Here is a 19803-nt window from a genome sequence, read left to right on the forward strand (position 1 = left end):
ATAGTTACAGTTAAATACACTGGTAATACCTGATAGAAACGTCTGTTGCTTAAAATTCCATACGGATGTTGTCTTGACCAAGAAGTAACTTTAATTCATGCAGTAACATGTCACTTGGCGTTACCCGCCAAAGGATCCCCATTTCTAACATCGCTTGTGCTTCTTCACGTTGATAGAAAATACGTAACGGGCATGTCCCTTCGTTATAAGGCTTGATGATTTCACCAAACTTTTCGATAAACTGCTCATCGACTTGTTGCTTATGCACGGTTAAATCTATCGATTTAATCATTGCTTCACGAGCATCACTAATGGTCGTTATTTCTCTAGCGGTCATTGTAAGCCCACCGGAGTAATCATCAAAGCTGACCTGTCCTTTACAAACTAAAATTGAGTCTTTTTGTAGGACTTCTTCGTATCTATCATAGTCATCAGGAAATAATCGTACATCGATACGAGCGCTTTTATCATCTAGTGTTACTAAAGCCCAGCGACGACCTCTTTTATTGACCAATACTCGAACACCTAGCACTAAACCGACCGCTGTCGATATTTTGTCTTTACCGCCAGGCTGTAAATTAAGTAATCGCTGGCCGCCCAATCGTTTGATTTCATCAAGGTAACGATTGATTGGATGACCTGTTAAATATAGTCCAAGGGTTTCCTTTTCACCGTCGAGCCATACTTCTTCCGCCCAAGGAGGCACTTCTTTAAAGGATTGACGTTCATCTTCTTCTTCAACATTGATCAGACCAAATAAGTCGTCCTGTCCCAGAGCTTGTGCTTTGGCATGTTGATCAGCAGCTTTTATCGCCTCACCAAGGGTGGCAAATAAAGACGCGCGGTGCGGACCAAGGTTATCCATGGCTCCGGCTTTAATTAGCTTTTCAAGAATACGTTTATTAATTTTCTTTAAATCTAAACGCGCACAAAAATCAAACAGGTCTTTAAAAGGACCACCGTTAGTTCGCGCTTCGATAATGGCATCAATCGGCCCTTCACCAACGCCTTTTATTGCACCGATACCGTAAACAATCTGATTATCTTCATTTACCGCAAATTTATACAAACCGGTATTTACATCCGGCGGTATTAAATCAATGCCCATATTGGCACACTCATCTACTAAGGTAACAATCTTTTCGGTGTTATCCATATCAGCAGACATTACCGCCGCCATAAATGGCGCCGGGAAATGGGATTTCATCCATAAGGTTTGATAAGAAACCAAAGCGTAGGCAGCAGAGTGAGACTTGTTGAAACCATAACCGGCGAACTTTTCTACCAAGTCGAAGATTTTCATCGCCAACTCGCCATCAACACCATTATCAATAGCACCTTGCTCAAAGGTTGAACGCTGCTTAGCCATTTCTTCTGGCTTTTTCTTACCCATGGCACGACGAAGCATATCGGCGCCACCTAGGGTATAACCAGCAAGTACCTGGGCAATCTGCATTACCTGCTCTTGGTACAAGATAATGCCATAGGTTGGTTCAAGAATTTCTTTTAACGATTCATGTTGCCATTTTGCATCAGGATACGATACTTCTTCACGGCCATGCTTACGCTCGATAAAGTTATCGACCATGCCGGAATCTAGTGGCCCCGGTCTAAACAAGGCTACCAGTGCGATAATATCTTCAAAACAATCTGGCTTTAACTTTTCGATAAGCGCTTTCATACCCGAAGATTCGAGCTGGAATACTGCGGTTGTTTTCGATGCAAGCAACATATTAAATGAATCTTTATCATCCAATGGAATTGCCGCGATATCGATTGGCTCTTTGCCCGCCTTAAGCAGTTTTTCATCGGCCATTTCAATAGCCCACTGCAAGATGGTTAAGGTACGTAGACCAAGAAAGTCAAACTTAACTAAGCCAGCATCTTCAACATCATTTTTATCAAATTGAGTAACCGGGTTTTTACCTTCGTCATCACAATATAACGGCGCAAAGTCAGTAATAGTTGTCGGCGAAATAACAACACCACCCGCATGCTTACCGGCATTTCGTGTTGTCCCTTCAAGCGTGCGGCACATATCGATAAGATCTTTAACGTCGTTATCTTGTGCGTAAGCTTCTGGTAATTTAGGTTCTTCTTCAAATGCTTTAGCCAAGGTCATACCCGGCGTCGGTGGTATTAACTTGGAGATTCGATCAACAAAACCATAAGGGTGACCAAGAACACGACCAACATCGCGTATAACCGCTTTTGCCGCCATGGTTCCAAAGGTAATAATTTGTGATACCGCATCACGACCATACAACTCTGCGGTGTGATCAATTACCTCGTCTCGCCTGTCCATACAAAAATCGACATCAAAATCGGGCATTGATACACGTTCAGGGTTAAGAAAACGCTCGAACAGCAAGTCATATTCTAACGGGTCAAGATCAGTGATTTTTTGTGCATAGGCCACTAAAGAACCGGCACCAGAACCACGACCTGGACCAACCGGAATATTGTTATCCTTACTCCATTGAATAAATTCCATAACGATAAGGAAGTAGCCAGGGAAGCCCATGTTATTGATTACTTCAAGCTCAACTTTCAAGCGTTCGTCATAGGGCTTACGTAGTTCTTCAAATTCAGGTGAGTCTTTATCAAATAAAAACTCTAAGCGTTCTTGCAGGCCTTCTTCAGACACTTTAACTAAGAAGTCTTCGATAGATAGACCTTCTGTTGGAAAGTCGGGTAAAACGTATTCACCTAAGGTAACGGTAACATTACAGCGTTTTGCAATTTCTACTGTATTGGCAAGCGCTTCAGGAATATCGCTGAACAGCTCAACCATTTCTTGTTCGCTACGCAAATATTGCTGCGGGCTATATTTCCTCGGGCGTCGTTTATCATCTAAAGTATAACCATCATGTATGGCAACGCGGATTTCGTGAGCATCGAATAAGTCTGCAGATAAGAAAACAACTTCATTTGTTGCTACGACCGGAAGTTGTTTTTGCTGAGCAAGTTCAACCGCCATATGCAAATAGTCTTCTTCGTTCTCTCTACCAGTTCGAATAAGCTCTAGATAAAATTTGTCATTAAAATGTTGCTGATAAAAACTCACCATTTGCTCGACAAGTTCAACATTGCCTTTTAATAGTGCTTTACCGATATCACCTTCTCGGCCACCAGAGAGAATAATAATCCCTTCACTATATTCGACCAGCCAGTCTTTATCTAAAACTGCCCTGCCTTGAATATGACCGCGTAAATAGGCCTTTGAAATAAGTTCAGTGAGATTTTTATAGCCTTGGTTGTTTGATGCAATGACCACTAAGCGAAACAGCTCATCACCAAGTTCGTCACTTTTCACCCAAAAGTCTGTACCGATTATTGGCTTTATACCGGCGCCTGTTGCGGCATGGTAGTATTTAACTAAACCACAAATGTTGGTTTGATCGGTTAACGCTATCGCAGGCATTTTTAAGTCGTCTGCTTTGGCGATAATCGGCTTAACTTTATTTAGGCCATCACACATCGAAAAATCACTGTGCACCCGCAAGTGCACAAATTTAGGATCAGCCATTATTTACGCCTCGTTCGCTGATAACTTTTGCCACCGGCTTAAAGCTCTTGCGATAACAATCGATAACGCCACGCTCTTTGATGATATCCATATGTGCCTTGGTTGGATAACCTTTATGCTTAGCGAATCCATATTCAGGGTATTGCTTATCAAGGGCTAGCATTTCGTCATCGCGCGCAACTTTTGCGATAATTGACGCCGCTGATATTTCAGCAACTTTTAAATCACCTTTTATCACCGCTTGACATGGTAAACCAAAATCTGGACAACGATTACCATCAACCAATACGTATTGAGCTGATGTAGAGAGGCCTGCGACTGCACGCTGCATCGCTACCATAGTTGCTTGTAATATATTGAGTTGGTCGATTTCTGCGGGCTCGCAGCGACCTAGATTCCACGCTAATGCCTTTTCCTTGATTTCAATCGCTAAGGCATTACGTTTCTTTTCTGATAATTTTTTAGAGTCTGTTAAACCTTCAATCGGGTTATTTGGATCAAGGATCACCGCAGCAGTAACTACAGCCCCGACTAAAGGCCCTCTTCCAACTTCGTCTACACCTGCGATTAACTCGACATTAGGGCGAATAAATTCATCGCTCATTTAACTATTTCTCCGACTCTTTTTTGTTTTTATTCTGATTTAAAAAAGCTTTTAAATAGGCTTTTAAATAAGGGTAGAAACTACAAAATGTAATTATAGATTCTACTCATCTTGATGGGGCAACGGCAAGTGATATTTTACTTTCAACGATACCGGTAAGTGACGATTTTTTCTAACGAATAGATTATGAGTTCAACAATACTTCAACGGCATCAGCAGCTTTTTCACTGGCATCTTGTTTAAGCATCAAATGAATGTCCATAAATGCTTGTTGTAGCTCGGTTTGATCGCTAAACAATAATGGTTCGAGTTCAGCGGCTAAGTTGTCAGGTGTTACTTGTTCTTGCAGTAATTCTGGCAAAAGTAGTTTATCGGCTAATAAATTAGGCAGTGAAAAGAATTTCACATCAACCATAATTCGACCAATTATTGCTGTTAACCAATTGAACTTATAAGCAACAACCATAGGTCGTTTTATTAATGCACCTTCAAGGGTTACCGTACCTGATGCGGTTAGTAAACAATCGGCTGCGGTCATTACCGTTTGCGTATCATTATTAATTACCGTGATCTCAAGCTCTGGCGCATGTAATTGCCATAACTCGTTAAATTGTTGTTCTCGCACATCGTTAATAACTGGCGCAACAAATAACAACTCAGGATGCTGTGCTTTCAATATTTTCGCGGTTGATAGAAAATCAGGAAGTAACTTTGCTAACTCACCACCACGAGAGCCTGGCATTATTGCCAAGTACTTGCCATCCGCTTCAAGATTTAACGCTTTGCGCGCATTGTCTTGGTGATTTTCGAGAGGTATTTCGTCCGCTAACGGGTGACCAACAAAGGTACAAGCAACATTATGCTTGTCATAGAAATCTTTTTCGAACGGTAATAAAGATAAAACCATATCAGTCGCTTTATCTATTTTGAATATTCGTTTTTCGCGCCATGCCCACACAGAAGGACTCACATAGTGCACGGTTTTTATGCCTTGCTGCTTAAGTTTTAATTCTAACCCAAGGTTAAAGTCTGGCGCATCAATACCAATAAACACATCAGGTTTATTGTTGTTAAAGTACTGAACTAATTCCTTACGAACGTGTAATAAGCGCTTTAATCGCCCGAGAACTTCCACAATCCCCATGACAGCCAGCTCTTCCATCGAAAATAAGCTATTAAAGCCGAGTAAGTTCATTTTAGGGCCGCCGATACCAACAAATTTGGCATCAGGGTAACGACGTTTTAGGGATTTAATTAAACCGGCACCTAAGGTATCACCGGAATGCTCGCCAACGACAATGGCAAAAGTAGGAGAAGAGTTGTTGGTCACGTTTTGCATCAGTTGTATTTGCCACCTTAAATTGCCAATTAGCAAGTACTTAATATCGCAAAGTTCTTGCTAACGGCTTTGATGAATCAATGAATTAGCGGACTATGCCACGACTTGAATTGACAATAAAATCGACAAACGCTTTAACTTCAGAATTCGTTTCTGCAACAGGTGCAAGAACTTCAGCCGCTTCGTCGACCTTTAAACCTTTACGGTATACTTCTCGGTAGGCTCGTTTCACTTGCGCGATAACGTCTTTATCAAAACCGCGGCGTCTTAAACCTTCGCTATTTAACCCGAAAGGTTTCGCTGGATGACCTGCAACCATAACGTAAGGAGGGATATCTTTTAAGACAATACCACCACCGCCAACAAAGGCATGAGAACCAATATGGCAGAACTGGTGTGCACCAGACATCCCGCCCATAATTACCCAATCACCTACGTGACAATGACCTGCTAAGCTCACATTATTTGCAAAAATTCCGTTGCTACCAATTACACAATCATGGGCGACATGAGCACCAGCCATAAACAAATTATCGCTACCGATAATCGTTACAGATTCATCCTGAATCGTGCCACGATGGATTGTACAACCTTCTCGAAAAATGTTGTTGTCGCCAATTTCTAAACGAGTTGGTTCACCGGCATATTTTTTATCTTGGCAATCTTCACCAACAGAAGCATATTGGAAGATAACATTACCGGAGCCAATCGTCGTAGGTCCTTTGATAACGGCATGGGAATGGATAACACAATCGTCACCAATAACCACATTCTCGCCAATGTAAGTCCATGGACCAACGGTCACGTTGTTACCTAATTTAGCACTAGGCTCTATAATTGCTTGGGGATGAATCACGTAAATTAGCTACCTTTTCTTGCGCACAATAAATCTGCCGTACATACTACTTTACCATCGACTTTAGCAGTACCTGCAAACTTCCACATGCCACGACGCTCTTTCACAAATTCAATATGAATATGCATAGTATCGCCTGGCGTCACTGGTTTCTTAAAACGAGCATTATCAATTGTAGCAAATAAAAACATTTCACCGTCTTTACCTTCTACCGATTTAAACCCTAGTACACCACTAGCTTGTGCCATAGCTTCAAGTATCATTACACCAGGAAAAATCTTAAAATCAGGGAAGTGCCCTTGAAATACTGGTTCATTGACCGAAACGTTCTTAATAGCGTGTAGCGATTCGCCTGGTACATAATCAAGAACACGATCGATTAACAAAAATGGATAACGATGTGGGATCAAGGTTTGAATTTCTTCAATTTCGATAACGTTTGTAGTACTGTCCAAAATAATTCCTTAATGATTGTTGATAGACGAAATCGTCAACAATTTTATTTTTGATCTTTCAACTCTTGTACAAGTTTTTCTAATTCAGCTACTTTTTTGTACATGCTATCTAAATGTTTATATCTAGATGCATTTTTGCGCCATTCTTTATTTGGCAACGCTGGTGTACCTGACGAATATACGCCCGGTTCAGTAACTGATTTGGTTACCATGCTCATACCGGTAAAGATGCTACCATCGCAGATTGAAATGTGGCCGTTAATACCAACCATTCCTGCGATTGTACAATTTTTACCAATAACTGTAGAGCCGGCAATCACAGTGCACCCCGCGATTGCAGTGCTAGAGCCTATCTGCACATTATGGGCGATTTGAATTTGATTATCCAAAATTACATTATCGCCAATAATGGTGTTTTCTAAGGCACCTCTATCTATTGTAGTACATGCACCTATTTCAACATTATTGCCAATAATAACAGCGCCCAGCTGCGGTATTTTGACCCAACGGCCTTTATCGTTCGCATAACCAAAGCCATCGCTACCGATTGCTGTATTGGCTTGTACGAGGCAGTCGTTGCCTATTTCAACATTGTGATAAATGCTTACGTTTGACCACAGCTGTGTACGCTCACCAATAAATGCATTTTTACCAACAAAACAATTGGCGCCAATAACCACGCCATCAGCCAGATTAACACCACTTTCAATAACGCTATTAGCGCCAATGCTAACCTCATTACCTATTGTTGCAGTAGCATCGATTACCGCACTGGAATGAATACCAGAACTTGCTTTAGGGGTGGTGTCGAGTAATTGCGCGACAAGAGCAAAGCCTAAGTATGGGTTATCAAGGACCAATGCGTTAGTAGAACAAAATTTTGCTTGATTCGCAGCTAAGATAACTGCACTTGCATTTGTATTTTCAAGATGCTGCCGATACTTAACATTCGCTAAAAACGCTATTTGACCAGCGCATGCATCTTGCAGTGTTGCTAGAGATGAAATTTCAACAGTTTCATCTCCTTGCACACTACCACCTAATTTTTTAGCTAATTCGCCTAAGGTGATCATAATGATTTCTTACTTTTTAGAAGCTTGTTCTACAACTTTAGCTGAAATATCAAAATCTGGCTGAGCAAATGCTACTGCAGATTGTTGAATTACGATGTCGTATTCGCCTTTTGCTGCTACTACATCAATCGCTTCTTTAACAAGCATCAAAATTCTTTGTTGCTCTTCTTGTTCACGACGCTTTAAGTTTTGTTGTAAAGGCTGAGCTTTGGCACCGTAATCTTTACGTAAACTATCGATTTTAGCTTCTAGTTCTTCAATTTCTTTTTTACTTAGGATGGCTTCATCACGTTGACGCTTTTCCATGTTGTACTTGATATCACCCTCAAGTTTTTTCATCGCATCAATTTCTTCTTTAAATTCAGCAGTGATTGCTTGCTGAACATCAGCCATTTGCGGTAACTGTGAAATTACTTGTTGCACGTTTACGACAGCAATTTTTTGATCAGCCGCTAATGAATTTGCACTGAACATCATTGATGATGCTGCTGCTGTGAATGCAATTGATTTAATTAGTTTGTTCAATTTTTTTCTCCTACAAAAAAATCTTTTATGTCTTTCTGACATCTTATTATTTATTAACTTGGTTTAAAATAGTTTTAGTACAGTTCTAATAAAGATATTAAAATGTTTTACCAATATTAAAGCTGAAAAATTCAGTGTCATCACCCGCTTCTGAACGCAAACGTTTTGCGAAACTAAAGACCATTGGTCCCATTGGTGATAACCATTGTACAGATAAACCCGCCGATGTACGAATACGCATCGGATCAGAATAATCTGCAATTTCATCTGACTGACTAGGGTCTATAGTATCGGTATAATCTGAAAGACTAAATTCTGTGTCCCATACGTTACCAACATCAACGAAGAAACTGCTACGTACACTATTACTGTAGCCTTCGTCTAAGAATGGCGTTGGTACGATAAGCTCAAGACCAGCAACCGCCATTGCATTACCACCAACGCTTCGCGAAGAAACGCCAATTGAATCTTCATTTGGTGGGGCTACTTCTGGTGGACCACCAGGAACACCAGGGCTTTGGTTTGGTTGACGATAAATAGCACGAGGGCCTACGGTGTTATTTTCAAAGCCGCGCAGTGTATCAGCACCACCGGCTCTAAAGTTTTCCCAGAACGGTAATATATGATCATTACCATTTACACTACCATAACCATTACCATAACCTGCTTCAAAACGGGCTAAGAAACTAAAGCTATGATCACGTGTTAGTGGGAAATAGAATTTAGAGTCATATTTAAGCTTGAAAAACTGTACATCAGAAATATCTGGTGCAGTGATCTTACCACTTAAACTAATTGATGAACCTGCCGTTGGGAATGTACCGCGGTTTAATGTAACGCGAGAAATAGCAGCATTGAAATCATAGGTTTCAAAATTAAGTTTTGCATCTGGATCTTCCGGATCTTGGAAAATCTCGTAAAACTCTTTTATTTGCTCATATGTCTGTAAATTCGAAATGTCAGAATTTTTGTATCCGATACCAAAATTTACACGGATATATTCATTTACTGGATAACCAATTGTCGCACCAATACCATAAGTTGTATTGTTATAGTTTACTAAGTTTGCTTTACCTGCATCAAACTCACTATAAAAGATATTACCGCCAAGTGAAATTGCATCTATCGTCCAGTATGGATCAGTATATGAAATATTGGCACTTTGAGAATACTTCATCGTATTAACTGAGAATGCTAAACGATTACCCGTACCTAAGAAGTTGTTTTGTTGAATACCCGCGTTAAGGCTTAAGCCAGAATATGAGCCGTAACCCACACCAGCGGTAAATGAGCCTGAAGGTTGCTCTTTAACATCAAAGTCAATTGAAACTAAATCGTCTTCGCCTGCAATTTGGTTAGTTTCAAATTCTACGGTTTCAAAATATGGCAATCGTTGGATTCGCATTTTTGAGGCTTCAAGCCAATTATTCGATAACCATGAGCCTTCTTGTTGACGCATTTCACGACGAAGAACTTCTTCAGAAGTTACATCGTTACCGCTAAAGGTAATACGATCGACATATACTCGTTTACCAGGATCAACTTGAACGATAAGTTTTACCGTTTTATCGTCATCGTTTATTTCTGGAATAGTTTGAACTTTCGGATAAGCGTAACCAAACCGTCCTAAAAACTTGCTAATAAGGTCTTCAGTATAAGTTACAGTCGCACCGTTATATAACTCGTCAGATCTTAATGGAGAAATTGCCTTAATGGTATTGTCATAACCAGCCATTTCGCCGATGAATTCAATTTCACTTACCGTATATTGGACGCCTTCGGTAACATTCAAAGTGATATATACACCTTCTTTGTTCGGCGTCATTGATACTTGCGTTGAATCAACACTGTATCTAAGGTAACCACGATCAAGATAGTAACTCTCAATCGTTTCCATATCCCCTTGCAGGGTCTGTTTTTGATATCTATCTTGGGCGGTAAAGTCCCACCAAGGAGAATCAAACGTTAATTCAGTTCGTTCAAGTAACTCAGCATCAGTAAACTCTTCGTTACCAACAATATTTATCTGTTCAATCGCTGCGGCTTCACCTTCATCAAATTCAAAGGTTAAGTTAATTCGGTTGCGAGGTAGGTGAGATATTTTTGTGGTTACGGTTGCGTTGTACTTACCAACACTGTGGTAAAAATCTTCGAGACCTGATTCGATCGAAGCAATCACTGAGCGATCTAATGTTTCACCAACACGGATATTACTACCGTCTAGTGATTCCTGTAATTGTTCGTCTTTTATATCGTCATTACCATCAAAAATGATTTCACTGATGGTTTCTCGCTCTTTCACTCGAAAAATGATTTTTTCGCCATCGCGAAAAACTTTAATGTCGTGGAAATGGCCAGAGGCATATAAAGACTTTAGAGATTGTGAAATACGAAATTCGTTAAGTTGATCACCAACGTTAAAAGGTATATGAGTCAACGCTGCACCGAGAGCAACACGTTGAAGGCCCTTTATTTCTATATCATTTACAACAAACTCATTGGCTGCATGTGCTTTGCATCCAAGACTGCCTAGTAATACTGCTAAGGCAAGCTTTCTTATTATCATCGTAGTCAACTTTTATAATTCTTTGTACGCACTTTTCAATGTAAGTGCTTATATTTCTATTCGAGTATATAGCTCATAGTTTTAGAGTCTGGAAACATCGTTAACGATTGCGATAGTCATTAACGATAATAAGAGAACAGCTCCAATTTTAAACCCTACTTCCTGAGTCTTTTCTGATACTTCTCGTCCTGTGATAAGCTCTATAACATAATAAAGTAAATGTCCGCCATCAAGTATTGGTAACGGTAATAAGTTAATTATGCCTAAATTTATACTGATTAAAGCCAAAAAGCTCAAAAAGTAAACAACACCAATACTGGCGCTTACTCCCGCTCCTTGTGCGATAGATATCGGACCGCTTAAATTACTCACACTAATATCGCCGGTAAGTATTTTACCAACCATCTGAAAGCTTAAGGCGATTAGATGATAAGTACTTTCTGCGGCTTTCCCTATTGCAGAAATTGGTCCATATGATAATTCAGTTATGTGACTCTCTGGCCACTTTGGTTGTATCGGTAATATACCAACATATCCTTGCTTACGACCCGCAGAATCCTCTCGAGTTCCCGTTAGCATCTCAACTTTTACGATTTTTTCATTTCGTTTAACTTCTAATTGCATTAAAGCATTAGGATTAGGCTGAATAATATCAACAAAGTCCTGCCAATTACCATAGATATTCGTACCATTTATCGAGATAATTTCGTCGCCAACTAATAAGCCTGCTTTATCTGCAGCTTCATCTTCCACTAACTTGGCAATTCGAGCGCTAATTTTTGGTAAAAACGGTACGATACCTAAGCTTTCCATAGCCGACATTTCGTGTGGTTGATACTGCCAATCGATGAGTTCTATGGTATTCGCTTTAACATAACTACTATCAAGTGCACGGGTATGAATAACCACGTCTTCGTCACCAATATGACTTGCTAACTCCATGTTGATTTTATTCCAACTATCAACCATTTCGTCATCAATTTTTACAATCTCAGTATCGGCTTCTAGACCATATTGAGCCGCCATGGAATCAGCTGCGATGCTGCCGATAACCGGCTTTACATTGGTGACACCGATAAGAAACATTAAATAAAATGCGACAATGGCGAATAAAAAGTTGGCTATAGGTCCTGCAGAAACAATGGCAATGCGTTGATAAACACTTTTATTATTAAAGGCAAATTGCTTTTGATCTTCTTCGACGTCATCGACACGTTCATCAAGCATTTTTACGTAACCGCCAAGTGGGATTATAGCGATAACATACTCTGTGCCGTGCTTATCAAAGGTGCGCCATAAGGTTTTACCAAAACCAATTGAAAAGGTTTCAACCTTAACGCCGCAGCGACGAGCTACCCAAAAATGACCATATTCGTGAACAGTCACTAACAAGCCAAGAGCGACAATAAAAGAACCTAAATTCCACAAGAAATCAAACATGTTAAGTCCCTTTTAACTCCATCACAATTTTATCGGCCTCAGAGCGGGCAAGTAGATCAAGCGCAACAACTTGCTCAATCGTGGTCACAGTTTCATTGCTAAGCGAATACATTACTGTCTCGTTTACTTTCGCAATGTCGGTAAATTTTATCTGTTCATCTAGAAATGCTTGAACTGCAATTTCATTGGCTGCATTTAACGCGGTACAGGCACTCTGCCCTTTTTTACAGGCATCAATGGCAAGTTTTAAATTAGGGTAGCGATGGAAATCTGCTTCGGCAAAATCAAAACTTTTGCAATTGAAAAAATCGAACGGCTCTACGCCCGATTCGATACGTTCTGGATAGGCCATAGCGTGCGCAATTGGTGTGCGCATATCAGGGTTGCCCATTTGCGCAATAACTGAACCATCATTGTATTGCACCATCGAATGAATAGTACTTTGTGGGTGCAATACCACTTGAATATCTTCTACCGCTAAGTTGAATAACCATTTTGCTTCAATGAATTCTAAACCTTTATTCATCATTGTTGCCGAATCTACCGAGATTTTGCGTCCCATATCCCAATTAGGATGGGCACAAGCCTGAGCCGGTGTAATACCGTCAAAATCGTCCATCGGTAAAGTTCTAAACGGTCCACCTGAGCCAGTGAGGAGTATTTTGCTTATACCAGAATCGTTAATATGAGCTGAGCCGATGCCATTTTGCATCGCACTAGGAAGACATTGAAATATCGCGTTGTGTTCACTATCGATAGGCAGTAATTGCGCATTTGATGCATTTAGCGCATCAATAAAGATTTGACCTGAGGTTACTAGCGCTTCTTTATTGGCGAGTAATACTTTTTTGTCAGCTTTTACCGCCGCAAGCGTTGGTAACAAGCCAGAAGCTCCAACAATAGCAGCCATTACAATATCGCTGCTCGGGGATTGAGCTATGTCGATGATTGCCTGCTCACCAGCAATGACTTCGATATTGTGTATGTCATCGCTAAGCAATTTTAACTTTAATTGCTCAGCAGAGGGTTCATCATTCATCACCACAGTATGCGGCATAAACTCCAAACAAAGCTTATGCATACTATCAACACTGCGATTGGCTGACATACTAACAACATTATAGCGCTTAGGGTGACGTCGAACTACATCAAGAGTGCTAAGACCTATTGAGCCTGTAGCCCCTAACACGCATAAATTTTGCATTTTTATCACCAGCCAAATAACACAAAAAATAGTGCAAAAATTGGCGCTGTTGCGGTTAAACTATCGATACGATCTAAAATACCGCCATGACCTGGTAATATTGAACCGCTATCTTTAACACCCGCCTGACGTTTCAACATACTTTCCGTTAGATCGCCAACTACCGAAACGGTAGAAATCACTAAACCAAGCCCGATAGCTAAAGTAATTTGCTCACTGCTCCAGTTATAAATAACACCGGCAATAATCGCTACTATCGCAGCAGCTATAACACCACCAACAAAACCTTCAATGGTTTTACCAGGACTTACTTTTGGCATGAGTTTATGCTTTCCAAAACGTTTACCGGCAAAATAAGCACCGATATCAGCGCTCCATACAAAAGCAAACAAGAATAAAATTAAATAAGTGCCATGAAATTCTGACAACATATATTCATTTGAGCGCAATATTAAAAACGCTAACCACGTTGGTGCTAAAGTGATAATACCAAATAGACCACGAATACTTCGGTGGCTAGTCCAAAACGCAGAATACTTAGGGTATCCAAAAATCATAATAAGACATAGCGACCACCAAGCAGCGGACGCATACAAAACGTACATAGCAATTGGGTTTAGTTGACCTGTTAGTGTCCATAACTGATCTGGAGGTAAAAACAACCAAAGAGTACTAATGACAACCATTAATGCAAACGCAAATGCTGCGCGTCGACGGTTGCTATCAAAGCCCATAAGAGGGCCCCATTCCCATGCTCCAATAGCCATGACAACCATTAGTGCTGCGGCGAAATTTTGCAGTGACAAAAAGAAAATAGCAGCAATAGCTAGTGGAGCTATAATCAGTGCAGTTACAATACGTTGCTTTAACAAACGTTTATCCTTTTAATAAGACCTAAAAAGTAACTGAGTTACTCTTTAGGTTATTTCGTTCTTACCTGTTCACCGGTTTTACCAAAACGTCGTTCTCTATCGCCAAATGACGCCAATGCGTGTTTAAACGCATCTTCTTTAAAGTCTGGCCATAACGTTTCAGTAAAGTAGAGCTCAGCATACGCAGCTTGCCATAGCAAAAAGTTGCTTATGCGATAGTCCCCACCAGTACGGATCAATAAATCTAATTCAGGTAAATTCGATAAATTAATATGTTTATTGAGCATATGCTCATCGATATCGTCGACATTAACCTCACCATTAACGGCAAGTTGAGCGATTTTTTTAGATGCTTGGCTGATATCCCATCGACCACCATAATTGGCGGCAACAGAAAGAATCATGGCATCGTTATTTTTAGTTAGTTGCTCTGCTTCAACGATCTTTTTTTGCAATTTTTCTGAAAAGCGAGTTTTATCGCCTATCAATTGGAAGCGGATGTTGTTCTTATGAAGGCGTTTAACTTCACGAGTTAACACAAACATAAACAAATCCATCAACACGCTTACTTCTTCTTTTGGGCGTTGCCAATTTTCACTACTGAAAGCGAACAATGTTAACCCTTTCACGCCCAACTCTCTGGCGCTACTTACGCAAGCTCGTACCGATTCTACGCCAGCCTTATGACCTGCGACTCGACCTTTCCCCTGCAATTGTGCCCAGCGTCCATTACCGTCCATAATAATTGCCACGTGCAGTGGCGGGATTGCTGAATCTAATTCTTTATGTGCTTCTACTGTCACAAAATTTCCATTTAATAAAATGCCGTAAATTTTACTCATTGAGTAACAATTTAATTGTTACTCTCGGAAAATTCACGGCTATTTGTAATGGTTAAAACAATACCAAGAGTGATATTAAATTTCCATTAATTCTTTTTCTTTGCTCGCTGCAATTTCTTCAGCTTGCTTGATGAATTCATTAGTAATTTTTTGAATTTCATCTTCCGCTTGACGCGCTTCATCATCGCTAATTTCTTTTTCTTTATTTAACGATTTAATGTCAGAGTTTGCATCGCGACGAATGTTACGAATGGCAACTTTACCACCTTCGATTTCACCACCAACAACTTTAACTAAATCACGACGACGTTCTTCAGTAAGCGGAGGTAAAGGAATACGAATTAATGTGCCTTGCGACGACGGGTTCAAACCAAGATCTGAAGATAAAATCGCTTTCTCAACAGCGCCAAGCATGGTCTTATCAAATACTGTGATTGCAATAGTACGAGCATCTGGTGTTGAAATACTACCAACTTGGTTAAGTGGTGATGCAACACCATAGTAATCAACGGTAATGTTATCAAGTAAAGACGTGTGTGCACGACCAGTACGGATCTTATTTAACTGAGTTTTTAATGCTTCAATGCTTTTACCCATACGAGTTCTAGCATCTTGTTGAATTTCATTAATCAAAATATTTTCCTTTAAAACTTAATTTTTAAAATTTTCTGCATGGTCAATAACAGTGCCTTCACTACCGCCCATGATAATAGATTTCAATGCGCCTTCTTTATTCATATTGAATACACGAATTTTCATTGAATGGTCACGTGCTAACGTAAATGCCGCTAAGTCCATAACCTTTAATTCTTTTTCTAATACTTCATTGTATGTAAGGTGAGAGTATAATTCTGCAGATGGGTCTTTAACTGGGTCAGCAGAGTAAATTCCGTCTACTTTAGTGCCTTTAAATACTGCATCGGCTTCAATTTCGATACCACGTAAACATGCAGCAGAGTCAGTAGTGAAGAATGGATTACCTGTACCCGCTGAGAAAATTACTACACGGCCAGATTTTAATAGACTGATTGCTTCTGCCCAGTTATAGCTGTCACAAACACCAGTAAGATCGATAGCAGACATCAAACGAGCATTAACAAATGCACGATGTAATGCATCACGCATTGCTAAACCGTTCATTACGGTTGCAAGCATACCCATTTGGTCACCAACAACACGGTTCATACCAGCTTCAGCAAGACCAGCACCACGGAATAAATTACCACCGCCAATTACTAAGCCAACTTGAACGCCCATTTCAATTAATTCTTTAATTTCTTGTGCCATACGGTCAAGAACCTTTGGATCAATACCAAAGCCTTCTTCACCCATTAGGGCTTCACCACTTAATTTTAGTAATATACGACGATAAGTCGGTTTCGGGTTGACGCTCATAAATAATACAATCCTGTGAAATTAATCGAAAATACAACATCAATAATAGTAAATTTATCGATAACCGTATAAAAAACAGTCAAAAATCTGCAACTTCAACTACTTAGAAGTAAACCTAGGTATTTTAATATCTATTGAAATATTTATCTACCTAAAAATCCCTTTAACAGAAACAACCACACCGCGGTTGTAAATTTAATCCAAAAAAAAACCTGTTACTTGCGTAACAGGTTTTTAAAGAATCTATAAAGATCTAATCAATAGTTAAAAACTATGATTATGCACCTTTAGCAGCAGCTAATTGAGCTTCTACTTCAGCAGCGAAATCTTCTTCTTTCTTCTCGATACCTTCACCAACTTCTAGACGGATGAAAGATGAAACGCTAACGCCTTTCTCTTTAAGTACGTCGCCTACAGTGCGCTTAGGTTCCATGATGAATGCTTGACCAGTTAAAGAAATTTCACCTGTGAACTTCTTCATACGACCAGTAACCATTTTCTCAGCGATTTCAGCAGGCTTGCCTTCGTTCATCGCGATATCGATTTGGATAGCTTTTTCTTTTTCAACAACTTCAGCAGGAACGTCAGATGGGTTAACGTACTCTGGCTTAGAAGCAGCAACGTGCATTGCAACGTGCTTTAATGTTTCTTCAGAACCTTCACCCGCAACAACAACACCGATAGTGCCACCGTGGATGTATGAAGCAGAAGCGTTAGCTACGTATTCAACACGACGAACGTTGATGTTTTCACCGATTTTAGCAACAAGTGCAACACGAGTTTCTTCGAATTGAGCTTTTAACTCATCGATTGAAACGTTGTTTGCAGCAGCAGCTTCAGCAACAGCGTTAGCGAAGTCTAAGAAGTTACCGTCTTTAGCAACGAAGTCAGTTTGACAGTTAACTTCAACTAATGCAGCTGTACCGTTGTTTTCTTTGATGATGATCGCGCCTTCAGCAGCAATGTTACCAGCTTTCTTAGCTGCTTTTGCTTGACCTGATTTACGCATGTTTTCAATCGCTAACTCGATGTCACCGTCAGTTTCTTGAAGAGCTTTTTTACAATCCATCATGCCCGCGCCAGTGCGATCACGAAGTTCTTTAACTTGTTTAGCAGTAATTGACATTACTCAATTCCTTAAATATCAGAAATAAAATGAGATAGGGCGAACGCCCTATCTATAATAAATTAGTAATTTTAAAAATTACTCAGCTTCTACGAAGCCGTCTTTTTCAGCAGCAACTGCGATGTTCGCTTCACGACCTTCGATTACAGCGTTAGCAGCTGAATCTAAGTAAAGGCTAACAGCACGGATAGCATCGTCGTTACCAGGAACGATGAAATCAACACCGTCTGGGTTAGAGTTAGTATCAACAACAGCAATTACTGGAATACCTAAGTTGTTTGCTTCTTTAATAGCAATGTGCTCGTGGTCAGCATCGATAACGAAGATAGCGTCTGGTAAGCCACCCATGTTTTTGATACCACCAAGGCTTTTCTCAAGCTTGTCCATTTCACGAGTACGCATTAATGCTTCTTTCTTAGTAAGAGCATCGAAAGTACCGTCTTGGCTTTGAGATTCTAAATCTTTAAGACGTTTGATAGATTGACGAACTGTTTTCCAGTTAGTCAACATACCGCCTAACCAACGGTGGTCAACGTAGAATTGATCACATTTGATTGCAGCTTCACGAACAGATTCGCTTGCAGCACGCTTAGTACCAACAAATAATACTTTACCTTTCTTAGCAGAAACGTCTGATAAGTGGCTAAGAGCATTGTTAAACATTGGAACAGTTTGTTCTAGGTTGATGATATGAACTTTGTCACGAGCACCGAAGATGTAAGATTTCATCTTTGGGTTCCAGTAACGAGTTTTGTGACCGAAGTGAACACCTGCTTTAAGCATGTCGCGCATAGATACGTTTGGCATATTAATTTCCTCTGGGGTTATGCGTTCATACATTCCATATTACCGACCTATCGTTACCTTAAAGCAGGTAACAGGCACCCCGGAACATGTTTGCCGAATGTATGTGAGTTTAATAAAAAATTTAAATTTACCCGCCGCCAAAATTGGCTAAAAACGAGCATTATTCTAAGAGCAAGGATTGACCTTTTTCTCAGAGCGGTGCTTTATACCATTATTGTGATTAAAAGGAAAGAGTTTTGTGTGGTTTAGGGGTTATAACATGCTTATAAAGTCCTCAAAACAAAAAAGGAGCCATCGGCTCCTTTTTTGTTTTTATCAATCGATATCTTAATCGATTGAACGTAATAATTCGTTGATACCTGTTTTAGCTAACGTTTTAGCATCAACTTTCTTAACGATAACCGCGGCGTATAAGCTGTACGTACCACACTTCGAAGGAATGTTACCAGGAACAACAACAGAGCCTGCAGGTACACGACCGTAGTGAACTTCGCCAGTTTCACGATCAAAAATCTTAGTTGACTGACCAATGTATACACCCATTGAAATTACTGAGCCTTCTTCAACCACAACACCTTCAACGATTTCAGAACGAGCACCGATAAAACAGTTATCTTCAATAATTGTCGGGCCAGCTTGTAATGGTTCAAGAACACCACCAATGCCAACACCACCTGATAAATGTACGTTCTTGCCGATTTGCGCACAGCTACCAACTGTCGCCCAAGTGTCGATCATACAACCTTCATCAACGAATGCACCGATATTTACAAATGATGGCATTACCACAACGTTCTTACCAATAAAGCTACCTGTACGTACTGATGCACCTGGCACTACTCGAACGCCATCTTTAACAAAGTCAGGTCGATTATATTCAGTGTACTTCATTGGTACTTTATCAAAGAACTTGCTTTCCGCGCCGTCCATTACTTCATTTTCCCAAATACGGAACGATAACAATACTGCTTTTTTAAGGCTTTGATTTACTACCCACTCACCGTCAACTTTTTTGGCTATGCGAGCTTCACCTGAGTTCAACAATTTTATTGCAGTCAAAATTGCAGTTTTAACTTCTGCAGAAACTGTAGTTGGTGTAATTTCAGCACGGTTTTCAAATGCTGATTCGATGATTTCTTGCAACGAGCTCATGGGATTTTCCTAAAAATT

17 protein-coding genes are annotated in these 19803 nt (G+C 40.1%); all 17 read right to left on the reverse strand.

Annotated features, from left to right (window positions below; all coding sequences use genetic code 11):
- Nucleotides 1-49 precede the first annotated feature (49 nt).
- A complete protein-coding gene (dnaE, locus tag LT090_RS10285) occupies nt 50-3529 on the reverse strand; it encodes a DNA polymerase III subunit alpha (RefSeq protein ID WP_068547084.1) in 3480 nt (1159 codons plus the stop codon).
- On the reverse strand, nt 3522-4133 hold the full coding sequence (gene rnhB / locus LT090_RS10290) for a ribonuclease HII (protein ID WP_068547085.1): 612 nt from the start codon (nt 4131-4133) through the stop codon (nt 3522-3524). Before rnhB ends, dnaE begins: the two co-directional genes overlap by 8 nt.
- Nucleotides 4134-4317: 184 nt before the next feature.
- A complete protein-coding gene (gene lpxB, locus LT090_RS10295) occupies nt 4318-5463 on the reverse strand; it encodes a lipid-A-disaccharide synthase (RefSeq protein ID WP_415918830.1) in 1146 nt (381 codons plus the stop codon).
- A 94-nt stretch (nt 5464-5557) separates the two neighbouring features.
- Entirely contained in the window at nt 5558-6328 is a 771-nt protein-coding gene (gene lpxA / locus LT090_RS10300) for an acyl-ACP--UDP-N-acetylglucosamine O-acyltransferase (protein WP_068547087.1), read from the reverse strand.
- Between the two features lie 5 nt (nt 6329-6333).
- Complete coding sequence (fabZ, locus tag LT090_RS10305; RefSeq protein ID WP_068547088.1) at nt 6334-6783, reverse strand: 3-hydroxyacyl-ACP dehydratase FabZ; 450 nt, start codon at nt 6781-6783, stop codon at nt 6334-6336.
- A gap of 44 nt (nt 6784-6827) precedes the next feature.
- Nucleotides 6828-7856, reverse strand: coding sequence for a UDP-3-O-(3-hydroxymyristoyl)glucosamine N-acyltransferase (gene lpxD, locus LT090_RS10310; RefSeq protein ID WP_198360698.1), 1029 nt, complete (start codon nt 7854-7856; stop codon nt 6828-6830).
- Nucleotides 7857-7865: 9 nt separating this feature from the next.
- Nucleotides 7866-8381 (reverse strand): OmpH/Skp family outer membrane protein, encoded by a 516-nt coding sequence (locus LT090_RS10315; RefSeq protein WP_068547090.1) that lies wholly within the window; start codon nt 8379-8381, stop codon nt 7866-7868.
- Nucleotides 8382-8478: 97 nt separating this feature from the next.
- Nucleotides 8479-10947, reverse strand: coding sequence for an outer membrane protein assembly factor BamA (bamA, locus tag LT090_RS10320; RefSeq protein WP_068547091.1), 2469 nt, complete (start codon nt 10945-10947; stop codon nt 8479-8481).
- A gap of 81 nt (nt 10948-11028) precedes the next feature.
- On the reverse strand, nt 11029-12387 hold the full coding sequence (gene rseP / locus LT090_RS10325) for a sigma E protease regulator RseP (protein ID WP_068547092.1): 1359 nt from the start codon (nt 12385-12387) through the stop codon (nt 11029-11031).
- 1 nt (nt 12388) lies between these two features.
- Nucleotides 12389-13591, reverse strand: coding sequence for a 1-deoxy-D-xylulose-5-phosphate reductoisomerase (gene ispC, locus LT090_RS10330; RefSeq protein WP_068547093.1), 1203 nt, complete (start codon nt 13589-13591; stop codon nt 12389-12391).
- A gap of 5 nt (nt 13592-13596) precedes the next feature.
- On the reverse strand, nt 13597-14463 hold the full coding sequence (locus LT090_RS10335; RefSeq protein ID WP_068547094.1) for a CDP-archaeol synthase: 867 nt from the start codon (nt 14461-14463) through the stop codon (nt 13597-13599).
- Nucleotides 14464-14513: 50 nt separating this feature from the next.
- Entirely contained in the window at nt 14514-15203 is a 690-nt protein-coding gene (gene uppS, locus LT090_RS10340; protein ID WP_068547149.1) for a polyprenyl diphosphate synthase, read from the reverse strand.
- A 177-nt stretch (nt 15204-15380) separates the two neighbouring features.
- Nucleotides 15381-15938, reverse strand: a complete 558-nt coding sequence (frr, locus tag LT090_RS10345) for a ribosome recycling factor (RefSeq protein ID WP_068547095.1) — start codon at nt 15936-15938, stop codon at nt 15381-15383.
- Between the two features lie 18 nt (nt 15939-15956).
- Entirely contained in the window at nt 15957-16700 is a 744-nt protein-coding gene (pyrH, locus tag LT090_RS10350) for a UMP kinase (protein WP_068547096.1), read from the reverse strand.
- A 277-nt stretch (nt 16701-16977) separates the two neighbouring features.
- The gene (gene tsf, locus LT090_RS10355; RefSeq protein WP_068547097.1) at nt 16978-17826 is read right to left on the reverse strand and encodes a translation elongation factor Ts; all 849 of its coding nucleotides are present in this window, start codon (nt 17824-17826) and stop codon (nt 16978-16980) included.
- A gap of 78 nt (nt 17827-17904) precedes the next feature.
- A complete protein-coding gene (gene rpsB / locus LT090_RS10360) occupies nt 17905-18633 on the reverse strand; it encodes a 30S ribosomal protein S2 (RefSeq protein WP_068547150.1) in 729 nt (242 codons plus the stop codon).
- A gap of 327 nt (nt 18634-18960) precedes the next feature.
- Entirely contained in the window at nt 18961-19785 is an 825-nt protein-coding gene (gene dapD, locus LT090_RS10365) for a 2,3,4,5-tetrahydropyridine-2,6-dicarboxylate N-succinyltransferase (protein ID WP_068547098.1), read from the reverse strand.
- Nucleotides 19786-19803: the final 18 nt, after the last annotated feature.

The organism is Thalassotalea crassostreae, from assembly GCF_001831495.1.
Lineage (GTDB): Bacteria > Pseudomonadota > Gammaproteobacteria > Enterobacterales > Alteromonadaceae > Thalassotalea_A > Thalassotalea_A crassostreae.